10 protein-coding genes are annotated in these 21,452 nt (G+C 36.2%); 9 read left to right on the plus strand and 1 reads right to left on the minus strand.

Annotation, left to right across the window (positions count from 1 at the left end; all coding sequences use genetic code 11):
* The first annotated feature begins 14 nt into the window (after nt 1-14).
* Nucleotides 15-3,269, plus strand: a complete 3,255-nt coding sequence (locus AC58QO_RS30765; protein WP_497272333.1) for a DEAD/DEAH box helicase — start codon at nt 15-17, stop codon at nt 3,267-3,269.
* Between the two features lie 122 nt (nt 3,270-3,391).
* Nucleotides 3,392-5,059, plus strand: coding sequence for a hypothetical protein (locus tag AC58QO_RS30770; RefSeq protein ID WP_497272335.1), 1,668 nt, complete (start codon nt 3,392-3,394; stop codon nt 5,057-5,059).
* Nucleotides 5,060-5,185: 126 nt separating this feature from the next.
* On the opposite strand, the gene AC58QO_RS30775 is transcribed toward AC58QO_RS30770, so the two are convergent.
* Nucleotides 5,186-6,346 (minus strand): sigma-70 family RNA polymerase sigma factor, encoded by a 1,161-nt coding sequence (locus AC58QO_RS30775; RefSeq protein ID WP_497272337.1) that lies wholly within the window; start codon nt 6,344-6,346, stop codon nt 5,186-5,188.
* Between the two features lie 185 nt (nt 6,347-6,531).
* Here AC58QO_RS30775 and AC58QO_RS30780 point away from each other — a divergent pair, with 185 nt between their 5' ends.
* The 7 genes from AC58QO_RS30780 to AC58QO_RS30810 all read left to right on the plus strand — a co-directional run bounded on the left by AC58QO_RS30780 (nt 6,532) and on the right by AC58QO_RS30810 (nt 21,445).
* Nucleotides 6,532-6,852 carry a zinc-ribbon domain-containing protein gene (locus AC58QO_RS30780; protein ID WP_497272339.1) on the plus strand — a complete coding sequence of 107 codons (321 nt, stop codon included), beginning with the start codon at nt 6,532-6,534 and terminating at the stop codon, nt 6,850-6,852.
* A 97-nt stretch (nt 6,853-6,949) separates the two neighbouring features.
* Nucleotides 6,950-9,532, plus strand: coding sequence for an ATP-dependent helicase (locus AC58QO_RS30785; RefSeq protein WP_497272340.1), 2,583 nt, complete (start codon nt 6,950-6,952; stop codon nt 9,530-9,532).
* Entirely contained in the window at nt 9,522-10,331 is an 810-nt protein-coding gene (locus tag AC58QO_RS30790) for a PD-(D/E)XK nuclease family protein (protein WP_497272342.1), read from the plus strand. The genes AC58QO_RS30785 and AC58QO_RS30790 overlap by 11 nt, the downstream gene beginning before the upstream one ends.
* Before the next feature lie 7 nt (nt 10,332-10,338).
* Entirely contained in the window at nt 10,339-12,174 is a 1,836-nt protein-coding gene (locus AC58QO_RS30795; RefSeq protein WP_497272344.1) for a site-specific DNA-methyltransferase, read from the plus strand.
* A 14-nt stretch (nt 12,175-12,188) separates the two neighbouring features.
* Entirely contained in the window at nt 12,189-15,197 is a 3,009-nt protein-coding gene (locus AC58QO_RS30800) for a restriction endonuclease (protein ID WP_497272346.1), read from the plus strand.
* 1,207 nt (nt 15,198-16,404) lie between these two features.
* The gene (locus AC58QO_RS30805; RefSeq protein ID WP_497272348.1) at nt 16,405-17,187 is read left to right on the plus strand and encodes a hypothetical protein; all 783 of its coding nucleotides are present in this window, start codon (nt 16,405-16,407) and stop codon (nt 17,185-17,187) included.
* A gap of 880 nt (nt 17,188-18,067) precedes the next feature.
* Nucleotides 18,068-21,445: an AAA domain-containing protein gene (locus AC58QO_RS30810; RefSeq protein WP_497272350.1), complete on the plus strand. Its 3,378-nt coding sequence runs from the start codon at nt 18,068-18,070 to the stop codon at nt 21,443-21,445.
* Nucleotides 21,446-21,452 lie beyond the last annotated feature (7 nt).

Below are 21,452 nucleotides of genomic sequence, written 5' to 3' on the forward strand. Positions count from 1 at the left end.
AGGTGGTTAATACAATGAACGAGCTTTTACAAAAACATCTTTTTGAATTTCAACCTAATCAGAGTAAGAAGCCTGTATTGATTGTGTTTCAAGGATTTAATGAGCAATTTTTGACTCCACTTCAAGCCAATAAACTTTTTGATTTCCCAGTAAAAGGTTCGTTAGAAAACCTTTCAACACGGAAGGCAGAGCTGATTCCACAATTATTTCAGGCACCATCTGGTCTGGATTGGCTTTGGTGTACACGTGAGGAGATGATCGCAGTCGGTGAAGAGTTATTACCACTGTACTTCACAGTCCACGTCTTAAGTAATAACTTATATGATCGTACTTTCCCTTCTTTATATTCTTTTGATACCGATCCTCACGTTATTGAGTTAGTTGGCATTGATGAAACGGAAGTAGACGATAATGGAAATGAACAGGTTGCGATATTAAGTCGATTCTATGGAAATATCCGTATGATTGGTGGGCAGCATTATGTTACATATGCTGAAACAATCAAAGAGGCAACCCCATATTATCCTACAACAATCTCATTACCAAGTGAGGTTGTAACGGATACCGCAAATATTCACCTTGAATTATCCGATACTGAAGATGACTTTCTCCAACTGCAGGCTCAATTAATGATGGGGTTTATCAGTGATAAGAAAATAATGATTGCTTTGTCCGGAGAACTTAACCTTGCTCCACATCATTATAAGGAGCGGCTATGCACACTTCAAATCGTTCTTCAAAATAGGTATAAATTTGTAATCGCTTTAAAGGAAACAGTAGAGAAACCTATTCAAAATGAATCAGCATATCAGTCGATTTTAAAAAAATACTGGGGTCATTCAAGTTTTCGCTCACTACGCATGTATCGTAACATTCATAGTCGCAGCAGAGATAAATCTACAGTGAATATTTCCCAAGGCCAAATTATTAATGATATTGTTCAAGAGTCGCTTAAGGCTAAAGAGGGTAAGGATTACAAGGACTTATTTATTACATCTCCAACAGGTGCCGGGAAATCTGTTATGTTCCAAATTCCAGCTATTTATTTAGCGGAAAAGCACCAACTTATGACAATTGTTATCTCACCTCTTATTGGACTTATGACAGATCAAGTTCAAGGTTTAGTTTCGCGAAATGTTGGGATAAGTGCAACTATAAACTCTAACATTACTCCCGTTGAAAGAATGGAAATACGCGAACGTATCAAAGAGGGTAAAGTATCTATACTTTATATTTCACCTGAAACTTTATTGAGTAGGTCAGATATTGCACAGTTAATTGGTGAAAGGAGAGTTGGGTTATTCGTTATCGATGAAGCACACATCGTTACTACTTGGGGCAAAGCTTTCCGATCCGATTATTGGTACCTCGGCACATATTTAACCAAACTCCGTCAATCCTTAAACTTTCCGATCGCGACCTTTACTGCGACAGCTATTTATGGTGGTCTTGAGGATATGTATGAAGAAACCCGAAATAGTCTAAATATGATTACACCGATTTGTTATTTTGGCTATGTCCGTCGTGATAATTTGGAAATAAGGATCAAGAAGAAGATCAATGAGGATAAGAAATTTAAAGAATATTTAACTGAGAAGAACACGATATTGATGCGCAGACTTGAGAGGTTTGTCAATCAGCGGAAGAAGACGCTAGTTTATTTTCCTACTGTAAAATCAATATTAGACTTTAAACAGTTTGTTCAACTTTATGGAAATGATGAAGTGCGTGGAAAACTTGCTATATATTATGGACCGCTTGAGAAGGAACAAAAGCAAGAGAATTACCTTAGATATAAGCGGAATGACTCGTTAGTGATGCTTGCTACTAAGGCTTTTGGTATGGGAATAGATATCCCAGATATAGAGAATGTATACCATTATGCTCCAACGGGAAATGTCTGTGATTTTGTTCAAGAGATCGGCCGCGCGGCACGTGATTTACCGACAGGATATGCTTACTTCGATTTTCTTCCAAAGGATTTTGTTCATGTTCAGCGTCTTCATGGAATTTCAACGATTAGAAAAAACCAATTAATCGAAGTTATCCGAAAGATACTATCCATACTCGAACAAAACCGAGGTTCCAATATTCGAAACTTATTAATAAGTGCAGATGAGTTTCGATATATATTCCAAAATGGTGGAAGTAGTGACCAGCAAGACGATATTGACAATAAAATTAAAACAGCATTGTTGATCATTGAGAAAGATTTCCTGTCCAAACTCACCTATTCTCCGATAGTGGCAAGACCTAGAAGTCTATTTGCTAAGGAATACATGCTAGTGTCTAAAGAATCTATGGGACTTGTGTTCCCTACTTGGAGTAAGTATTTCAATTTAGTCAGTGAGATTGGTAATGATAAAACAAGTCGTTCAATTATTTCCTGTGACATGAAGAGTATTTGGCAAGATAAATACCCGAATCTATCTTTTCCAGAGTTTAAATACCATTTCTATAGTTCAGAAGACAAGGTCAAGTTACCGTTTAAAGGAAATCTTACACCTGTCATGCAGATTATAGTAACGCTAAAGCAGCCAAGTGAAACTGCATTTGTATCTGAAACACGCCTTTGGATTGAAAGGATTGGTTCAATCATGGGACGTTATGCTAAAAGTCGTGAGTATTTTAACGTTTCCGAAGTTGCGGGTGATTTACTAGAGGTAAGAGGAGTAACTTCAAAATATCAAGCAGAGATGTTAGCAGATATTATTCTTAACTCGATGTATACATTCGACCGTATCATGCGAAAAGCGAATAACTTTTATAATCGTTTTCTGAAATTTGATGAGAGTCGAAATGCTTATCATTTTTTAAACACAGGGTATGCAGGTTTTCTTGAATGGCTTACTCGAGAGACTACGAATCTATTTAAGGAGAATCCAGGGCGTCAGTTGAGTTCAACTGTATTTGAGGTTTATGATCCTAAGGTTTATGGCCAGAATCAGGAAAAGCGATTCTTATACCTTGGAATGATGGAAGCAATGGGGCTGCTGCTGTACCAAATCAATGGTGGAGAGTGTCCTGAGATATACATTCGTGTGAACTCACGTGCTGTGCTTGAACGTACTGTCAATCAACCGGCTGCATACCAGAATACTATTTTAAGCAACGTACAGATGAGACATGAGATGTCGGTAGAAATGCTTCGCTACTTATTTGAAAAAGAAGCGGATACTTCAATGTTCTGGGAACTAATTGAGGATTACTTCCTCGGTCAAGTTCCTGAGGAAGTTACGCAGAGATTAGTGGCGAGAAAGAGAAGTTAGCAAATAGTATAAACTCGTTGAAAAATTATCAAGTGCACATGAGTTAGAAGGAAAAAATCGGTTGAGGGAAGCTGCCAACGTGCAGCTTCTTTATCTAAGCCAGTTTAGAGGAGGTATAGCGTTTGGAAGAGCCGATTTTTGAAAAATTTAATCAGCAACTTCAGCAATTGTCTTCTTTTATGGATTCGATTCATTGTGAGCTTAAGGATACTCGTAAGGAAAATGATCAACTTAAAAAGGAAATTGTTCAGTTACGACTGCAATTAGGGCAACACGAAGCTCGTGCCTATGCCTCGGAAGAAGATAAAAACTTAGTGGCAATACTACCTGATCAAGTAGCTCCGGATTCATTGAAATCAATACTGAATAACTTAATTAAAAGCGATAAGGATAGTAGTACCTTGCAAGTCCTGGGAGCATTATTGCACTATATCAAAAAACAAGATAGAGCATTAGCAGATGTTTGTATAAGCGTCCTTTCTTTTAGTACGCATTTATTATCCATAAGCAATAAGGAAGAGGACAAACTCCAAGAAATTTTAGATACAGTACATCTTGAACAGAAATTAGATGAAGTTGCAGCTTGGTCTTCTCTAACATTTAAATTACTATACCGAATAAAAGATAAAGGCTTTAATCAAAAAATTATCAATTACTTAATTAATCACTCAGAACTTATTTATCAAAATATACTGGAATTCCAAAATGCGGAATGTTTGCTTGAATACGCTAAATTGTCATTTATTTATAAAAGAGAGGTGGAAGTTTCAAGAATTTTAGATGCTATATGTGGGAGTGCTGAAAAATTCATTTTATTTGAAAACCAGTCGAAGTTATTTTATAGACTATTTTGGTACGCTTTTTCTGTAGGAATGGAGCAAAGAATAGTGGTGAGCTTTCCTTTGAGCGCCAACTATTTGACATCGACAGAACCAGAAGCGCAGCTCTATCATGCATGGAAATATGTACAAAAAAATCCGAAATCTTATACGTCGGCTACTAAAGATAATATACAAGTTTGGAAAAGTAGGATCACATTATTTAATGTTCATGAGAAAGAAAACCTTTTCCAATTATATGATGAAAAGATTCAACAAACGGTTGCCCTTGCTAAGGAAAAAGAGATCACTTATCTCGAAGGGTTACCAATTGTAAAAAACATCATACAAACAAAGAATTCCAGAACACATTGTCCCAAATGCTTAAACATACTGCTAAAAAGAGATGTAAACCTCCCTTTGTATAGAAAAAAATTACAAGAAGCCTTAGGGTACAGGGCAAGAGAGGTGCCGTTTTGCGCTTCTTGCAATAGTGTTTATTTGTCAGGTAATGAGATATCAATAATCGGACGATCGATTAAACCTCATCATATTAAAACTACGTTATATCATGAAGATTATCCATCTAAACCAAAGGTAGACCGAAAAGAAGAACTAGTTAGTAAGACCTCCAATAAGGCATTTTTTTGGCCAAGTACTGAAGCACTCGAGTCAAAAGGAGGCAATCATTTAAATGAGGGTAATTTTAAAGAAGAAACCCCTTTGTATAAACTTGGTTATAGGATAACTGGTTCTAATAGAAAAACAAGATGGGATATTTTAGAGAAAAAAGCAGTCCCTCAAATGTCTCTAAAAGAGATCGTTAATACAATTGCAACAAATGTCCGACTGAGAAAGGCACAAGTAGGAGGGAGAGAAAAGTTTTCTCACGCCATTACAGAGTGGGAGCATGATTTAAAGAAACTAAAAGAGAAGTATTATATGAATAATTTTACATGGCCTACTTTTTAGCTTAAATCTCATGCGTAAGGGTACGGACCCTTCTAAGATACACTTTCTTAGGAGGGTTATTTTTTACTCGAAATACTTAAATTGTGGCAATTTAACAAATTACACCCTAAATGGTATCGATTTCATTTAGCAGTTTTCATTTAAAAACCAATCTTCCAGAGGAGTTAATTTTTTAATTATTTTTGTCAATAATTTACGTTCAATTCGAGAGATATATGATTGAGAAATATTAAATTTTTGTGCTAACTCCGACTGATTGATTATTACATCACCGTCTAACCCAAAACGATATATTATTATTGCTCGATCTCTTTCATTAAGAACTCCCAATAATTTCATAAGTCTGTCTTTGATATCATTATTTTCTATTATCAACGCTGGATCGGAAAATGGACCACCTGTAGACGATAGGATGTTAAACTTGCCAATACTAATATAGTCTAGTATCTCAGCTTCTTGTTCTTGCTCAGAAAATGAGGAATTTAGAAACGTTAAATGAAGAAAATGGTGCTCAGCCTGCTTGAGTTTAACATATTTCTCATAGCTAATACCCATTATGTTGCAAATAGTGTCGATGGCAAAATCCGTATTTGAGGTAATAGCTTGACTTTCTTCTATTCTTTTTAGTTTCATGATATCCCTTAATACATCTCTAGGAATTCGAATGATCGTTCCAGTATTAATTATTGCTAACAGGATGCTTTGACGTATCCACCATGTAGCATACGTTGAAAATTGAACTCCGACAGAGAGATCGAACCTATGTATTGCTTTTATCAGTCCTATTTTACCTTCAGAAACCAAATCATCAAAGCTTAAGTTGTGACTCATGTAATTTTTATACCGGAAAACAAGTTTTTTTACGAGCTTCATATTGTTTTCGACTAATTGATACAATGATTCAGTATTCGCATTCTGATGATAATCCGTTAAGTGATAATCATTTGAAAAATAGCAATTGGCAAGAAATTGATCTTCTGGACGTTGGAGTACTAGTTCCATTTTTAGCAGATCTTCTATATTATCATGATCAATCTCATTAATAATTGCTTTATTTTGCTCAACATGCAAAGTATCATGATTTTCATTATGTATGTGTGTAGGTTCTTCAGTGAATGCGTACCCTTTTAAAATAAGAAATTCTCGTACTATTTCTATACCTGTAGTAGTTTCAAATATTTTTTCAATATATTGATGGGCTTCATCTAGATGAAAACTTCCTCTATTTTGGAAATGTAATTCAAATTGTTGAAGTTTCGAGATAGCAGCATGTTGTGGAAGGAGCATGGTTGGATGATCCCCTACTTCCCTTGTTTTAAGTAAACGTCTTATTCCATTAATATGTTACTCGTTTTAAACTTAACATACATTCAACAAATTTCTGATGTAAAAAAGGGATGGGGCTCAAGCACATCGGCATCAGCTAAGAAAAGGTACCGAGATCCCTTATTAGCCATCCTTATGGCGTTGGAATGATATTACTTGAGGCTAAATGTAATGAGGAAGTCATTATAGCTGGCCTACTTCACGACACATTGGAGGATACGGATTTGGCAAAGTCTAAAAATGGAATTTGCCTATCTGAAGTATATATTGGTAATAAAGTAAAATTACGATGGCAATGTCAATATGGACATATTTGGGAAGCTCGCCCCAATGATGTTCTTTCAAAAGGATCATGGTGTCCCTATTGTTCTAGGCAGGCTAAAACAATAATAGATAAGATAGACGCCTCCGTAAGGAGTAATAAAACGTACCACTGGCTTAGAGGAGGTAAAGACTCCCAAGTATAAATCAAGGAAATCAAGTCTAAGCTGTGTTACAGTATATGTAGATGGTCGTTAAGAATTTAGGTTAAAAGAACTACTAAACATTGAAAGGGGATTCACAATGAATCTCACAATAGGAGAGTTATTTGATATTCATGGATTTACTCCAAATAATGGACAACGAGAGGCAATTCAATCACTTAATGGTCCCCTTTTTCTAATGGCAGGACCAGGTTCTGGAAAAACGAGAGTATTATTATGGCGAGTAGTGAACATGCTGGTTTTTCAAGGAGTTCAACCTGAAAAGATATTCTTATCGACCTTTACGGAAAAAGCTGCTAAACAACTACAAGATGGTCTTCAGTCCATTTTAGGGACTGTTACGAATAATACGGGAAAACCATATGATTTATCCAAGATGTATGTTGGTACACTTCATTCACTTTGCCAAAGAATTATTACTGATAGACGTTTCGTAGCAGATCGATCAAGGGTCAAAATACCTGTATTATTAGACGAATTAGAGCAATATTTTCTAATCAATTCTTCAAGCTTCTGGGGTAAAATCCAAGAACTTCTACATATTGAAGAAGATGACTTTCGATCTGAACTAAAAAGTTATTTCGAAGCTCGTTCGAGTTCCAGGCATACTTCTGCTCAATCATTAATTGGTATTTTTAATCGCTTTTCTGAAGAAAATCTCTCTGCAGATGAAATAAAAAATAGAGCAATAATTTTGCAGGATTATACACTAAATAAAATTTCTATATTATATGGTTGGTACAAAGATTACTTATTCGGAAGAACTCAAGTGGATTTTTCATTGCTTCAACAAAAAGCGTTGCAAACTTTGATGCAGAGTGATCATGTAACGAAACTATTTGAACACATTATCATTGATGAATATCAGGATACCAATAAGATACAAGAACAATTGATTTTTCGTTTATCAAAAGGATATAAAAATCTCTGCATAGTGGGCGATGATGATCAAGCTCTTTACAGGTTTCGTGGTGCTACAGTAGAGAACTTTGTACAGTTTCCACAGCGATGTAATATGTATTTAGGAGTAAGTCCAAAAGAGATTAAGCTTAATATAAATTACCGTTCCAAGAAACAAATCGTGAACACCTATACAAGCTTTATCGACGAGATTGATTGGAGTCGTAAAGATGGAACAGGTTATTACCGCTTACATAACAAAGATATTCAGCCTAACAATCAAGAAGAAGATGTAGCAGTTGTTACTTCCACGCCAAACACATATGAGGCGGTTGCGAAGGAAATAGCGGAATTTGTAAAGACACTGATTGATGGAAAAAAAGTATCCGATCCCAATCAAATAGCGTTTCTATTTCCAGCTTTAAAAGAAAATACAAAGGCTCGAACAATGAAGCATGCCCTTGAAAAAGAGGGACTAAAAGTATATGCACCTCGTGCTGGACGCTTCTTGGAAGTAGATGAAGCTAGATCCATGTTTGGTGTCTTCCTAAGCATTTTTGGTAAACCTAAACGTGAAGAGTATAGTGGAGCCTATAGTGATTATCATGATTGGCTTGACACCTCGATGAGTTATTCAAGAGAGCTTATGGAGAATGACGAGCGGCTTACTCGATTTGTAGAAATGAAAAAAGAAGAGCTTAGTGAATGTAGGGAAGATTACATTCGACTTCTAGAAGCAGTGGATAAAAAGGGATGGACACTAAAGGAGTCGTATGAGCCAAGTGAACATAAAAGGGATTTAATGAATATAACAGGACTTTCTCAGAAAGCAAAAAAGGGTCTTGGATCTTCTACGTTAGATAAAATTGTAGTCGAGAAGAGAAGAGAGGGGAAACCTTTCACCTTACAGTACGTTCTTAATCGTTCAACTTCTCTGGACTGGACAATTCTTGACCTTTTTTATCGAATATGTGGATTTTCATATTTTTCGAATATGTTTAAGCTTGCCGAGGATGGAACGGATGAAGGACCTATCTGTAACTTGTCCATGTTGTCTGAATATCTGGCCCGTTTTTTGGAACAAGGTAGATCAATGATAACTGGTGCTGTTCTAATTGATGGTGGCTTACTGGCTAATTTCTTTGGAAGGTATGTGTATGGGCTATATCGTTTGGGAGAATCAGAATACGAAAATGATGAAACCCCGTTTCCTAAAGGACGTATTCCTTTTTTGACGATCCATCAATCGAAAGGTCTTGAATTTCCATATGTTATTGTAGGGTCATTAGAGAAAAGAAATAATATACCAAAAAATGAGGAAATTATTAGGAAGGTTGTAACAGGTGATTCTGAGCCGCTACATCGAGTTCCTGAATTTGACTCAATGAGACTGTTTTATGTTGCCCTCTCACGAGCTGAAAAAATGCTTATACTAGCTAATCCGAGAGGTAGAGGGATAAAAACGCATGCAGTGTTTAAGCAATTATTCATAGAGAAACAGTATAAAACGATACCTGAAGTTCCATATTCATCATTGCCTTCTGTCTCAATAAAAATTGAGGACATTCCGAAAGTATATTCCTATACATCAGATTATCTTCTTTATTTGAAATGTCCAAGAAACTATATGGCATTTAAAAAGTATGATTTTGTACCATCTCGTAGTCAGACAATGTTATTTGGCAACTTGGTCCATAAGACCATTGAGGATCTTCATAATAAAATTATTTCTTCAAGAGGAGAACCTATTAGTGAAAGATGATGAGATGTTACACTATATTGAGGAAATCTTTGAGGAAAACTATGAATTATTGAAGCTGGAAGGGGGGCACTCTTTAGCTCCATTTGTAAAGAAATTAGCATTAGAGCAAGTTAAGCTGTATTGGAAAAAAATGAAAAGTTTAGCTGAAAACGTTTCAGAGACAGAGGTTAAGCTGACCCTTCCATTACAAGAAACCCCTTGCGGACGGAAGTATACAATTCAGGGGGTTGTTGATGTAGTGAAGGAAGTTGATGGTACTATCCTTTACGATATCAAGACACATGACGTTGACTACGTAAGACATAATAAAACTGATTACACTGGTCAGTTAAATATTTATGCACATATTTGGCAGACGATCCGTGGGCAAGAGCTAGATGGTACTTCAATTGTTGCGACGGGTCAGACTGAAGAAATAAGACGTGCTTTTCAATCGAGAGATTTCAGCAGAGTTGAAAGAGTATTAAATGAATGGGAACCTGAAGTTCAAATAGAAATCGATCAAAACAAGGTAATGGACTGTATTCTGTCATTTGGTGAGATTGTCGATAAGATCGAAGAAAATACATTCAGACCATCACCGTATGAGAAACTAACAACAACAATCCGAGACAATAAGACATTCGCTGTTCACGTTTGTCGCAACTGCGATGTTCGTTTCTCATGCGAATCATACAAGCAATATGCCTTTACGTCTACTCGTGCAAAAAGCGAGTTTATGTCGTATTATGACGATTATGGTTCTGAGCATGAGAGAATAGAGATTTTGGATGCGAACTTATCACAGGAAGAGGAGTAAAAAAGCAATGACTATTGAAAAGATCGAACGGTTATCCAGAATTGATGCGGATCGGATCCTAAAGCTTAGAGATTTGTTCCCAGAAGCATTTACTGATGGCAGAATAAACTTTACGGTCTTAAAAGAAGAGATATCCGGCATAGACGAATATATGTTAGAAGATAATGAAGAAGAAAGCTTTGGACTTCGTTGGGTTGGAAAGAGGGAAGCACGTAAACTTGCATTTTCTCCTCCAGAAGGGACTTTAAATATTGCCGTAGGTGAAGGTGTTGATGAGTCTAATACAAAGAATGTATTTGTTGAAGGGGACAATCTAGAAGTATTGCGTATCTTAAAGGAAAGTTATAAAAGAAGAGTTAAGATGATATATATCGATCCTCCATATAATACTGGAAGTGACTTGATTTATAAAGATGATTTTAAGGAACCTGTTGATAAATATTTGGTGAAGAGTGGGCAAGCAGATGAAGAAGGTTTATTGACAAGTAACCCCAAGTCACATGGTCGTTTTCATGCAAATTGGTTAAACATGATATATCCCCGTCTTAAACTTGCTAAGGAATTTTTGATGGACGACGGCTTAATATTTGTCAGTATCGACGACAACGAGTATACCAATCTCAAACTATTACTTGATGAAACTTTCAATGGAAATCACATTAGTACACTTGTTTGGCACAGAAGACAAAATGCGGACAATAGAAATATAAATATGGCATCTACTGATCACGAGTATATATTAGTTTATGGAAGATCTGACAAGTCAAAACTAAAGGGTAAAGAAATTGATTTAACAAAATATAAGAACCCCGATAATGATCCAAGAGGACCGTGGGCAAGTGAAAACTTGACTGGTTTGGCGGATAAAAACGAAAGACCAAATCTTCATTATGATATTGTTGATCCTTTTACTAATTTAGCGTACCCACCACATCCTGGTAGGGGCTGGTCAAAGTCCAAAGAAACAATTCAAAGAATGATCGCAAATAATGAAATTTTGTTTCCTAAAGACCCATCGGGTAGACCACGGCAAAAAAGGTTCTTGAAGGATAATGAAAATAGTCACACTGGTTTTTCATCTCTTTTGAAAGATTTAGGTTTTACAAGTGATGGAACAAGAGAAATAAGTGAGTTATTCGGTGAAAAAGTAATGTCATTTCCGAAGCCAACAGCGCTTTTGAAGGAACTGATTAGACAGGGAACAAGCTCGAAAAATGACATTGTTATGGACTTCTTTGCAGGTTCTGGGACGACTGCACATGCTGTTCTTGAGGTAAATAAAGAAGATGATATAAATTTGAAATATATTTTGGTTCAGTTACCCGAAGTAATCAAGAATGAGTCGTTTGCAAACATAGCGGAGGTTTCTAAAGAGCGAATAAGAAGATGTATTTCATCACTAAACATTTCTGAAAACAAAAGGGAAAACTTTGATCTAGGATTTACTGTCTATAAACTTGCTAAATCGAATATAAAAAAGTGGAGTCAATACACTGGGCAGAGCATCGAACAATTGCAATCAAGTTTAGATTTGTTCTCAGCCTCTCACTTTGCAGAAGGATATACAGAGAAAAATATTGTTATTGAACTTATGCTGCATCAAGGATTCCCATTGGATAGTAAAATTGAACAAGAACAAATGGATAATAATAGTTTATGGGTTTTGGAGCATGAAGAAATACCATTCAAAATGGTTATTTGTCTCAACGAACAGCTATTTTCAACAGTGGTTTCACGAATAAAGGTTAAATATCAGGATGATGTGTTCATATGTTTGGATGAAGCACTATCTAATCAAGAGAAGATTTTATTAAGTGAAACAATGAAAGTGAAAACAATCTGATGAGGGGGAGTAATTTGAGTAAAAAGCTAACTTTTAAATTCGACCCGAATCAGAATTATCAACTTGATTCCATTGCTAGTGTTGTAGATCTCTTTGAAGGCATACATTACCAGGAACAAAAAGAGTTAATGTCAGGTACAGTTGAGGATGTTGTATCAAACTATTCTGCAGATGAATCTTTGGACGAATTTCTATTACAAGACAATCTCCATCTTGTACAACAACGAAATAACGAAAAAAAACGTGGTAGTGAATTGGAGATTATCGAGGATATTTACATTGATGATGGAATGGTTCTTGAAAATACAGGAATTGATTCTGTTCGTGTTCCCCATTTTACTGTTGAAATGGAGACAGGAACTGGAAAAACTTATGTTTATATTCGGACTATACATGAGTTGCGAGAAAAGTACGGGTTCAACAAGTTTATTATTGTGGTTCCAAGTGTCGCAATATATCAGGGAGTATTAAAAACTCTTGAGATTACTAGGAAACATTTTAGACAATTGTATAATAATCGAGAAATATCAGTAATTCCATATGACAGTAGTCGCTTAAATGAAGTGCATTCTTTTGCCTCTAATACTGATTTGACGGTAATGATCATGACAATCGATGCTTTCAACAAAGCATCGAATAACTTTTATAAGCATACGGAGAAACTTCCTGGGGAATGGAAGCCGTATCAGTATGTTCAAGCCATTCGCCCGATTGTCATTCTTGATGAAGCACAGAATTATGAATCAGAAAAATCAAAGGAAGCAATTAGAACTCTTAAACCACTCTTTGTTTTACGATATTCTGCAACGCACAGACACACTCCAAATTTGGTTTATCGCTTGACACCGATGGAAGCTTTCCGAAATAATCTGGTGAAACAAATTGAAGTCATTGGGGTTTCCGAGCTTGGTAATTTCAATGAAAAAGTTTTAAGATTGAATGAAGTAACGAGAAATCCAATAACAGCAAAATTGAAGGCAATGGTTTTAGAGAGTGGGACATTAGTCGAAAAGGAAATAGTATTAAAAAATAATGATGATCTGTTTGGGAAAACAAAAAATCCTGATTATGAAGGGTTCAAGGTAGAGGCTATTCGCTTCGGTAAAAAAGAGGAAGAACAGGTAATTGTGTTTGAGAATGGAGTGGAATTATCTGTAGTCGATTCTATTCTTTCAAAAGAAGCTATATTTCGAGCTCAAATTGAACGAACAATCTCAGTGCATTTAGAGAGACAGGCTGAACTAAAGCCCCAGGGTATCAAGGTTTTATCGTTGTTTTTTATTGACAGAGTAAAGAATTATACCTCAGAAGATGGGCTAATTAAACGATTGTTTGATGAAAGTTTCGAAAGATTAAAGCACCGCTATAACGATTATAAACATTTACCTGCAAATCTTGTTCGTGAAGGTTATTTTGCAAAACCAAAAGCTGATTCATCTGAAGAAGATGCAGTGGATACTGATGGAAGTAACCAAAAACAGAGAGACATGGAAAAGCAAGCATTCGAGCTAATTATGAAAGACAAGGAACAGTTACTTTCTTTCGATGAACCAGTAAGTTTTATATTTGCTCATTCAGCACTTAAAGAGGGTTGGGATAATCCGAATGTTTTTGTAATATGTACACTGAACCAAACAAGCTCTGTCGCAAAGAAGCGACAAGAAATTGGACGGGGATTGCGGCTAGCTGTCGATCAAGAAGGCAAACGAGCAGAAAATCATGATGTCAACGTACTAACGGTTGTCGCAAATGAAAGCTATGAATCCTTCGTTACGAAACTTCAAGACGAGTATATTGAAGACGGTACTGATGCTCCGCCCAAACCAAAAAAACCTGAGCAAGGAAAGTCGAAACGTAATGATCGTCTCTTTTCTTCACAAGAGTTTAAGGATTTTTGGAAAAAACTTAATAGACGTATGCAATATTCACTTACAATTGATACCGAGAAATTAATTGAACAGTGTGTTGAAAAGTTAAACAATACAAAGTTTCCAAATCCATTGATTGAAATTAGTAAAGGACGCTTTGTACTGGCTGATTATAGGATTTCCCTTGACAATGTAGATGGGACGCGGGCTAAACTCCGTATAAAAATGGAAGATACACAAGGTAATAGTCAGGATAATGTTTATTTAGTCGAAGAAAAAGACGACCTAATGAAACTGACTAGGAATGAGCGACTGAGGGGGTTCAAAATTCTCCGTATTGATCAACAATATGGTGAACCATATGTCAAATTCGATAATGAGGTAGTTATTAAAAAATTGGAACCGCATTCGTTTAAGGCGGAGATGGCCGTAAAAGCACAAAAAATAATTGAGTCCTCTGATAAAACGGCTTATCCAATTCCAGATTTTATTAAAAGAGTTGCAAATGAGACTAACCTTACAAAGATAACTATCATTGAAATTTTTAAACGAATGAGAAATGATCAAAAAGAGAAGATCTTTTATAATCCAGAGGGCTGGATCTCTGAATTCTTAGCTCAGGTACGCATTATTTTGAGTGATCATGTAGTAGAGAATATTGATTTTGAATTTGTAGACGATAAAGACGTATATGATTTGGATGAGCTTTTCCCAGATGTACTCAAACAACCACAACGTGAACTTGTTGAGGCAGGGAGTGCTGGTCTATATGACAAGGTTCAAGTTGACTCTGATGTAGAACGAGGATTTGTAAAAAATCTAGTTATAACAGATGCCGAAAAAGAAAATACCGTTCTTTACTTCAAATTTCCGCCAAAATTTAAGATACAGCTTCCAAAGATTATTGGAAACTATAATCCTGATTGGGGAATTATCCGCAATTACCGAGATGGATCTCTTAAATTGGAATTGGTTCGTGAAACGAAGGGCGGGTTGAATTTAGATGAACTCCGCTTTCCGAAAGAAAAGCGGAAAATCCTTTGTGCAGAGAAATATTTTAACAAGTTAGGTATTGGTTATAAAGTCGTAACTGATAAGAGTTATGACTGGTATGATGAACAGAGGATTCAGATGAGCTTGAATTTGAATAGATAGTATAAAAAAAGAAGAAGGGCAGGTGCCCTTCTTCTTTTTTTATAAAAGTAACTAAATAACCGAGCAATTAGGTTCAAGAAGTATTTGGATGTACGTTACTAAAAAATATTCAATGAAAAATCCGATGTTGAACACGTATTGTTCAAGGACAAAAATGGAAACAAATATCTAAAATCTGCTTTAGTTGAAGCATCCCAAACGTAACCGTGCTAAAATGTAAAAAAACCTTTTAAATCAAGGCTTTTTTTGCCGCGGCGGGAGGTGAACCAAAAGCCTGCCCGCATACAGTACAAGTTGAAACTTTTTATCTTCTGTCCAGTGGTTCAATAAAGTAAACGCAAAAATTACAAAAATTAATCAAAAAGCTGCAAGGGAATTGCTTCAGCAGACTGGCCTTTTGTCTATGATTATGAGTATGGAATTGGAATTATCTTTTACTAAGAAATTGACAATTTGCCATGTGATATATTGGCTGGGCGCCATATCAATAGATTAACATGAAGTATTATTGTTCGAGAAACAGCGAGGATTTTGAGATCAATGGGGTGGAGCGGAAGAGCCGGTTAGATTCGGCGATAGGTTTATTTGTCAACAACATCAATTGCTTCATCCATCTCATATATTCCGGAGATGCGTTTAAATAACATTCGTTTTGGGATCAGAATGTCCGAGTAGCTTCTGCAGCTACAGATGTGAGTAGCTGAGGTTTATCTTCGAACGGCAGCATATTCACATTAAGACTGTTCATAGGAGATGTATATGCTGTTTGAATTAATTAGAAGGTTTCTCGATTAAAAGTGATCTTCACAAATCGTTCCATGCCTCCCACAGTGAGGTTGCTTTTCTTTTATTTTCTTTTCTTTTATTTTCTTTTCTTTTATTTTCTTTTATTTTATTTTCTTTTATTTTCTTTTATTTTCTTTTATTTTCTTAAATGAGCTGAACTGTTATTGTTGCAAGAGGCTGGAGCGTGTCGAGCTTTATGATGGACATATCGCTGCAAATTCCAGGGTAAAGTGCCGGCATAACCGACACTATGTTCAAGTTCAAGAACACAGGATTGAATTGAAAATAAGTGGTAATAATTAGTAGACTATTATTTTTTCGTGGTTACCCATTTGAGAATCTATTAATTATTTGTTAGGATATATGGATAATAATAGAATTCAACTGAATAACTAACTACACCAATTAAAGGAGCGGAAAAATGAGCATAAATGTAGAACAATATGAGGATCGAATAGTTGCATTTATTGATATTTTAGGATTTAAGGATCATGTAGAGCGAACAGTAATAGATATTGAGCATTTTAAAAAAATAAAGATTGCATTAAATCATATTGCTGAGAGGAAAGCAGAAAATGATGGTGAACTTCTAAATATGAAAGAGCTGGGTAAAGAAATTACAGTTTTCTCAGACTCGATTGTAATATCATATCCATCTTCTGAGGTATCGGCAGGCTTTTTTCTATTTCTTGATGTTATACATCTTCAAATTGAATTGTTAGCAATTGGAATATTACTACGTGGTGGTATAGCAGCCGGTTTACTCGTCCACGACGATAACATTGTATTTGGTCCAGCAATGATTGAAGCGTACCATTTGGAAAGTAAAGTAGCTAAGTATCCTCGTATTCTTATTGGAAATAGTGCGTTGAGTATTGCAATTAATAATGGGTTTCATTCACCACAAGATGAGGCAGAACAAATAGCAAAGCTATTTATAATAGATGAGGATGATCATAAATTCATTGATTATCTGTCTCAATGGGAAGAAGTAAATACTAACAGAGAGTATCTTGAACTTTTAAGAATAGCTCGAGAATCAATAGTTAATAAGTTAAATGAATTTGATCTTATTAAATTGACAAGACCACTTGAGGAGTTCGAAACAGGGGTTCAAGCTAAATATTTATGGCAGAAAGAGTACTTCAACAGTACACTCGAATCAATTGATCCTAAATACACAATTGGATTACGAATTGATTGAAATGATAATGTAATTATGTAAGTGGAAATACAGTTAATAGGAGTTAGTACTAGTTTGATAGAATCCAGAATACTTTCATCTACATTTACTAGTATTGATGCGTACTCTCTGGATTGTGACACAATATATAAAAAGCAAAGCTAGGGCTTAGAATATGTTTCTGCAATGGATATACTTAATGATTATATATGGGGAATTTATTTTATGAATGATTATCGTACAACTAAGATTGCTAAAGAAGAGTTAAAACTTATTACTCAAATATTATCATCTGAAAAATCTAATCGTATTAAATGTGAGATGCTTTTATATATCATTGAAGGTCAATCGGAGAAAATTTCATTCCTGTAACTTATCATGGAACCTCCAATAAAAATCACCTGACATTACTTGTCAGGTGATTTTTATAAGTAAGATATTACTCATTACGACATCTAATTGCATTCATTAACTTGCGTAATAAGCATAGCATTAAAAGTAATTTCGTCTGATCCCCTATTCTGAAAGGATCAGTCTACTCTTCAAGTGTTGATTGGGCACATCTTTGAAACTCCGTAGGGAGAAGTGCAGGAATATACAAGAGACTTTGAACGCCCGCTGTCCATTGGTTGAGCCTAGCATGAAAGCGTTAATAATCAATTCAGTATTTCAAAACAGATATTCGTTTATCGGATATCTGTTTTTTATTTGAAAGGATTTTGGAAATTGTGACTTATCTCCCTTTATTAGTTAAAAGAGAAGGTTTTTGTCGTTATGTGTAGAATATATTACAGCGTGATTATTAGTTCTTTTGAACTAGGTGAGTAGAATGATTTTATTGTAAAAGTAACTATTTTAATTAACTTGTTTGTCCGTATGGAAACGTATAGGAGATGGTAACGTGAATAGCCGTAATTTATTTTACAGTGCTATGTATGGCGAAATTCGTATTGCCAATAACATGGTTGGAGCTGTTTATGACAATTTGACTAAATTTGATCGTTATTTGGAATTGGCCATCAAAGCAATGCGAGAGAAAGAACAAATAACTGCATCATGGGAAAAAGTTGAAGATCCCGTGGCGCTTCACTTCGATCCGTTAGCCTATGAGATCACAATTCGCGCCTCTTCAACAATTGAAGTCTTTATGGAGGAAAATTATCTTGAATTGAATCTTCAAAACGATATACCGTTCGATTATTCCCATGGGCTCCGATTAGATCAAAACTGGAGTAATCTTCATGAACACCAATTTGAATGTATTCCGTTAAGCCATTCACGTTATCTATTGAAAATCCATGACTCATCATTGTATAACGGAGAGAAGCTTGCTACAACAAGAGATGGTAGTATTGCTTCGATTTCTGAATTTGAAATCTCCAACTTGCTTCAAAATGGGAAGTCTCTTGAAATAATAAGTAAGAGCTATCAGCATACACGAGGTTGTTATCAATTCACGATCGAGGGGGATCTGGATGAAGATCTAGATCTATCAATTAACGGTTTTTTTATCGAACAGAATATTTGGAAAATCTTAAATGGTGGCGGAAAGGTTTACAAGAACGAGATTGGCGAATCCATTCCCTTAAAGGAAGTACATGGTAATAAGTATTTTGTCGCTCGAGGATTTCCGACGCCGAAAGCTCTATTTAACAACGGAGTTCAAGTAAGCTACACAATCAAAGAAATTCCAGTTCCGCATTCGATTGAGATTGTTGGAGAGAGCTTAAGGATTGAGAAGAAAGGTGACCAATACACCACATTGGGAAATACTGTTGCACTGGCGGAAGGATTTATTTATGAACACCCCGATATAAAATTCCCACTGTTCCGTATCACTCAAAATAAGGAACGAGTGTCAGGTAAGCAACGCGGCGGGCAATTAGCAATTAGACTGAAAGATGAAACAGAGGAAGAAGATTTCTTCTCGAAATCCCCGATCGATTATTTTTTTGACCAGGATACAGAGACACTAGAAGGTGTCATCGGAGATAAGCGAGTTAGAATTCTTATTAAGAATTCCAATGCGGATGAAAGAATCCTTTACGTTACTGGAGAAAATTATAAGCAAAAGTTTGAATATAAAGATATTCCAGAAATCTTATCTATTAAAGTCAACACAAGTCAGTTGGACAAACAGAAAAGAGCTGTTCAACGATTAAAGAATGTACCTTTAATTGAACATTTACCTCTTGTTAAGCTCTCGCAGAAAAAGACATCTCATCGGCTTTGGCCTACTTTTGCACAGGAGGAAATACAGAGGTGGTATGTTTTGGACGATGCTTCTCGGGACGGGGTCATTGCACAACGTGAATTCGTAAGAAAAGCATTAGCTACTCCTGATTTTGCGTTGCTCGAAGGTCCTCCTGGTTCAGGAAAAACAACAACAATCCTAGAGTTGATTGTGCAACTAGTTAGACGAGGCAAGCGAATCATGTTATGCGGATCCACTCATGTTGCCATTGATAATGTGCTCGAGAGGTTGAAGGTCGGTGGTCTTATGGAAGGGATCTTTCCTTTACGTATTGGCAAACAGGACTCGGTCAGCGAAGACATTGTGGAATTTTGTTTGGATAAATACGTAGGTCATAAATACTTTGACTTGCTAGTTGAATCAGCTAATCTGGTTTGTGCAACAACAGTAGGAATCCTTCAACATCCATCTTTCCAGTTAACTGGGGATCAGCCGGCGAATCCGATATACGACTATTTGATCATCGATGAATCCAGTAAAACCACTTTTCAGGAATTCCTTATACCTGCAATGTTTGCGAAAAAATGGATTCTAGTCGGGGATATTAAGCAGCTACCTCCGTATAACGAGCGTGAACAAGTTATCGCGGGTATAGACGATAATAGTAAGCTGAATCCATCTCTAAAGAAGGCATGTCTGCTCATCTATCAATACATTCATAATTACAAGGTTCGAATGCCGGTTTGCATTGTTGAATCCAAAGAAGTAATCAATGCGATTCGTCTTGAGCTCACGTCTACAAGACGTGACGAAATCAAGAAAGCTGTCGCTGTCGTCGACACGGATGTTACAACATCGTCACCTTCGTTCTTAACTATTTCAGACGAGCAGATTCGAGCAAGAGATACTGTGATTTGGGCTCTAAATGGTGTGAATGTGTTGTTTGTTAACGAAAAGCTATTCGAACAAATGGAACCTTTTATTCCCAATCATATGGTTGTAATTAAGGAGAATTGGGAGCATAGCAGTCAACACTATCAGGTGAATGCTTTTTATCAGCAACACCCAATCGATCTCCATAACATGTTGAAATTTACTTGGAAAGAAGATCGACACCGGGACAAGCTACCAATTGACTTTATTATAGAACAAAAAAGGTTTTTCAAGGAAAAGACATGGGCCTCCGAGTACGGTTGGCGTATGGTTCGGATATTTGAACTTGAGAATGTTGAGAACTCAAATGCAAAAGTAAGCTACAGACGACAGCTCGAGCTCTTATCACCCAAAACCGCTAGTCCTCAGTCTCTTAGGGATATTGAGGTGGTTAGGGATGTGGCCCTGCCTTCAATTCTCCAAGCACTTCAGGAGGGAGTAGGCAAAAATAGGGATGAATCGTTTATTACAACATTGAACTCTGGTTTTGATCCAGAGGAGAAAAGCAATCGATTTGTAACATTAGATTACCAGCATAGAATGCATCCTGATATTTCTAAATTTCCACGTAAACAGTTTTACCAAGACTTTGCACTGCAAAATTCAAGCCATACTCTAAAGCAGCGCGAATGGACCTATGATCGCTATCCAGCCCGTAATATGTGGTTGGATGTTAATGGAAGAATGAAGAAGTCTAGTAATGAAGCAGAGGTTGCAGCGTTGATAAGGGAACTTCGTCGTTTCATAGAGTGGGCGAACATAAATCAGAATGACCAAAACGAAACTGGACGTTGGGAAGTGGCATGTCTGTCCTTTTACAACAAACAGAGAGAATTGATTGCCGATGCATTAAATAAGCTAGTTGCAAAAGGTGAAAAAAAGCTAGCTAGGTTTAGTATTGGTAACGTTGATATAAAGAATTATACGGTTGACAAGTTTCAAGGTCAGGAAGCAGACCTTACTTTTGTGTCCATGGTACGTACGGAAAGAGGTATGGGATTCATGGATAATCCAAACAGACTTAATGTGGCTATAACTAGAGCTAGATACCAGCGAGTTATCGTTGGTAAGTACAATTACTTTTTAACTAGTGACCAATCGGAGCAGTTAAAGCTTCTTGCCAGAGATTCAATCCACATGACAAATCAATAAGGAGCGT

Source organism: Paenibacillus sp. J31R30, from assembly GCF_059692115.1.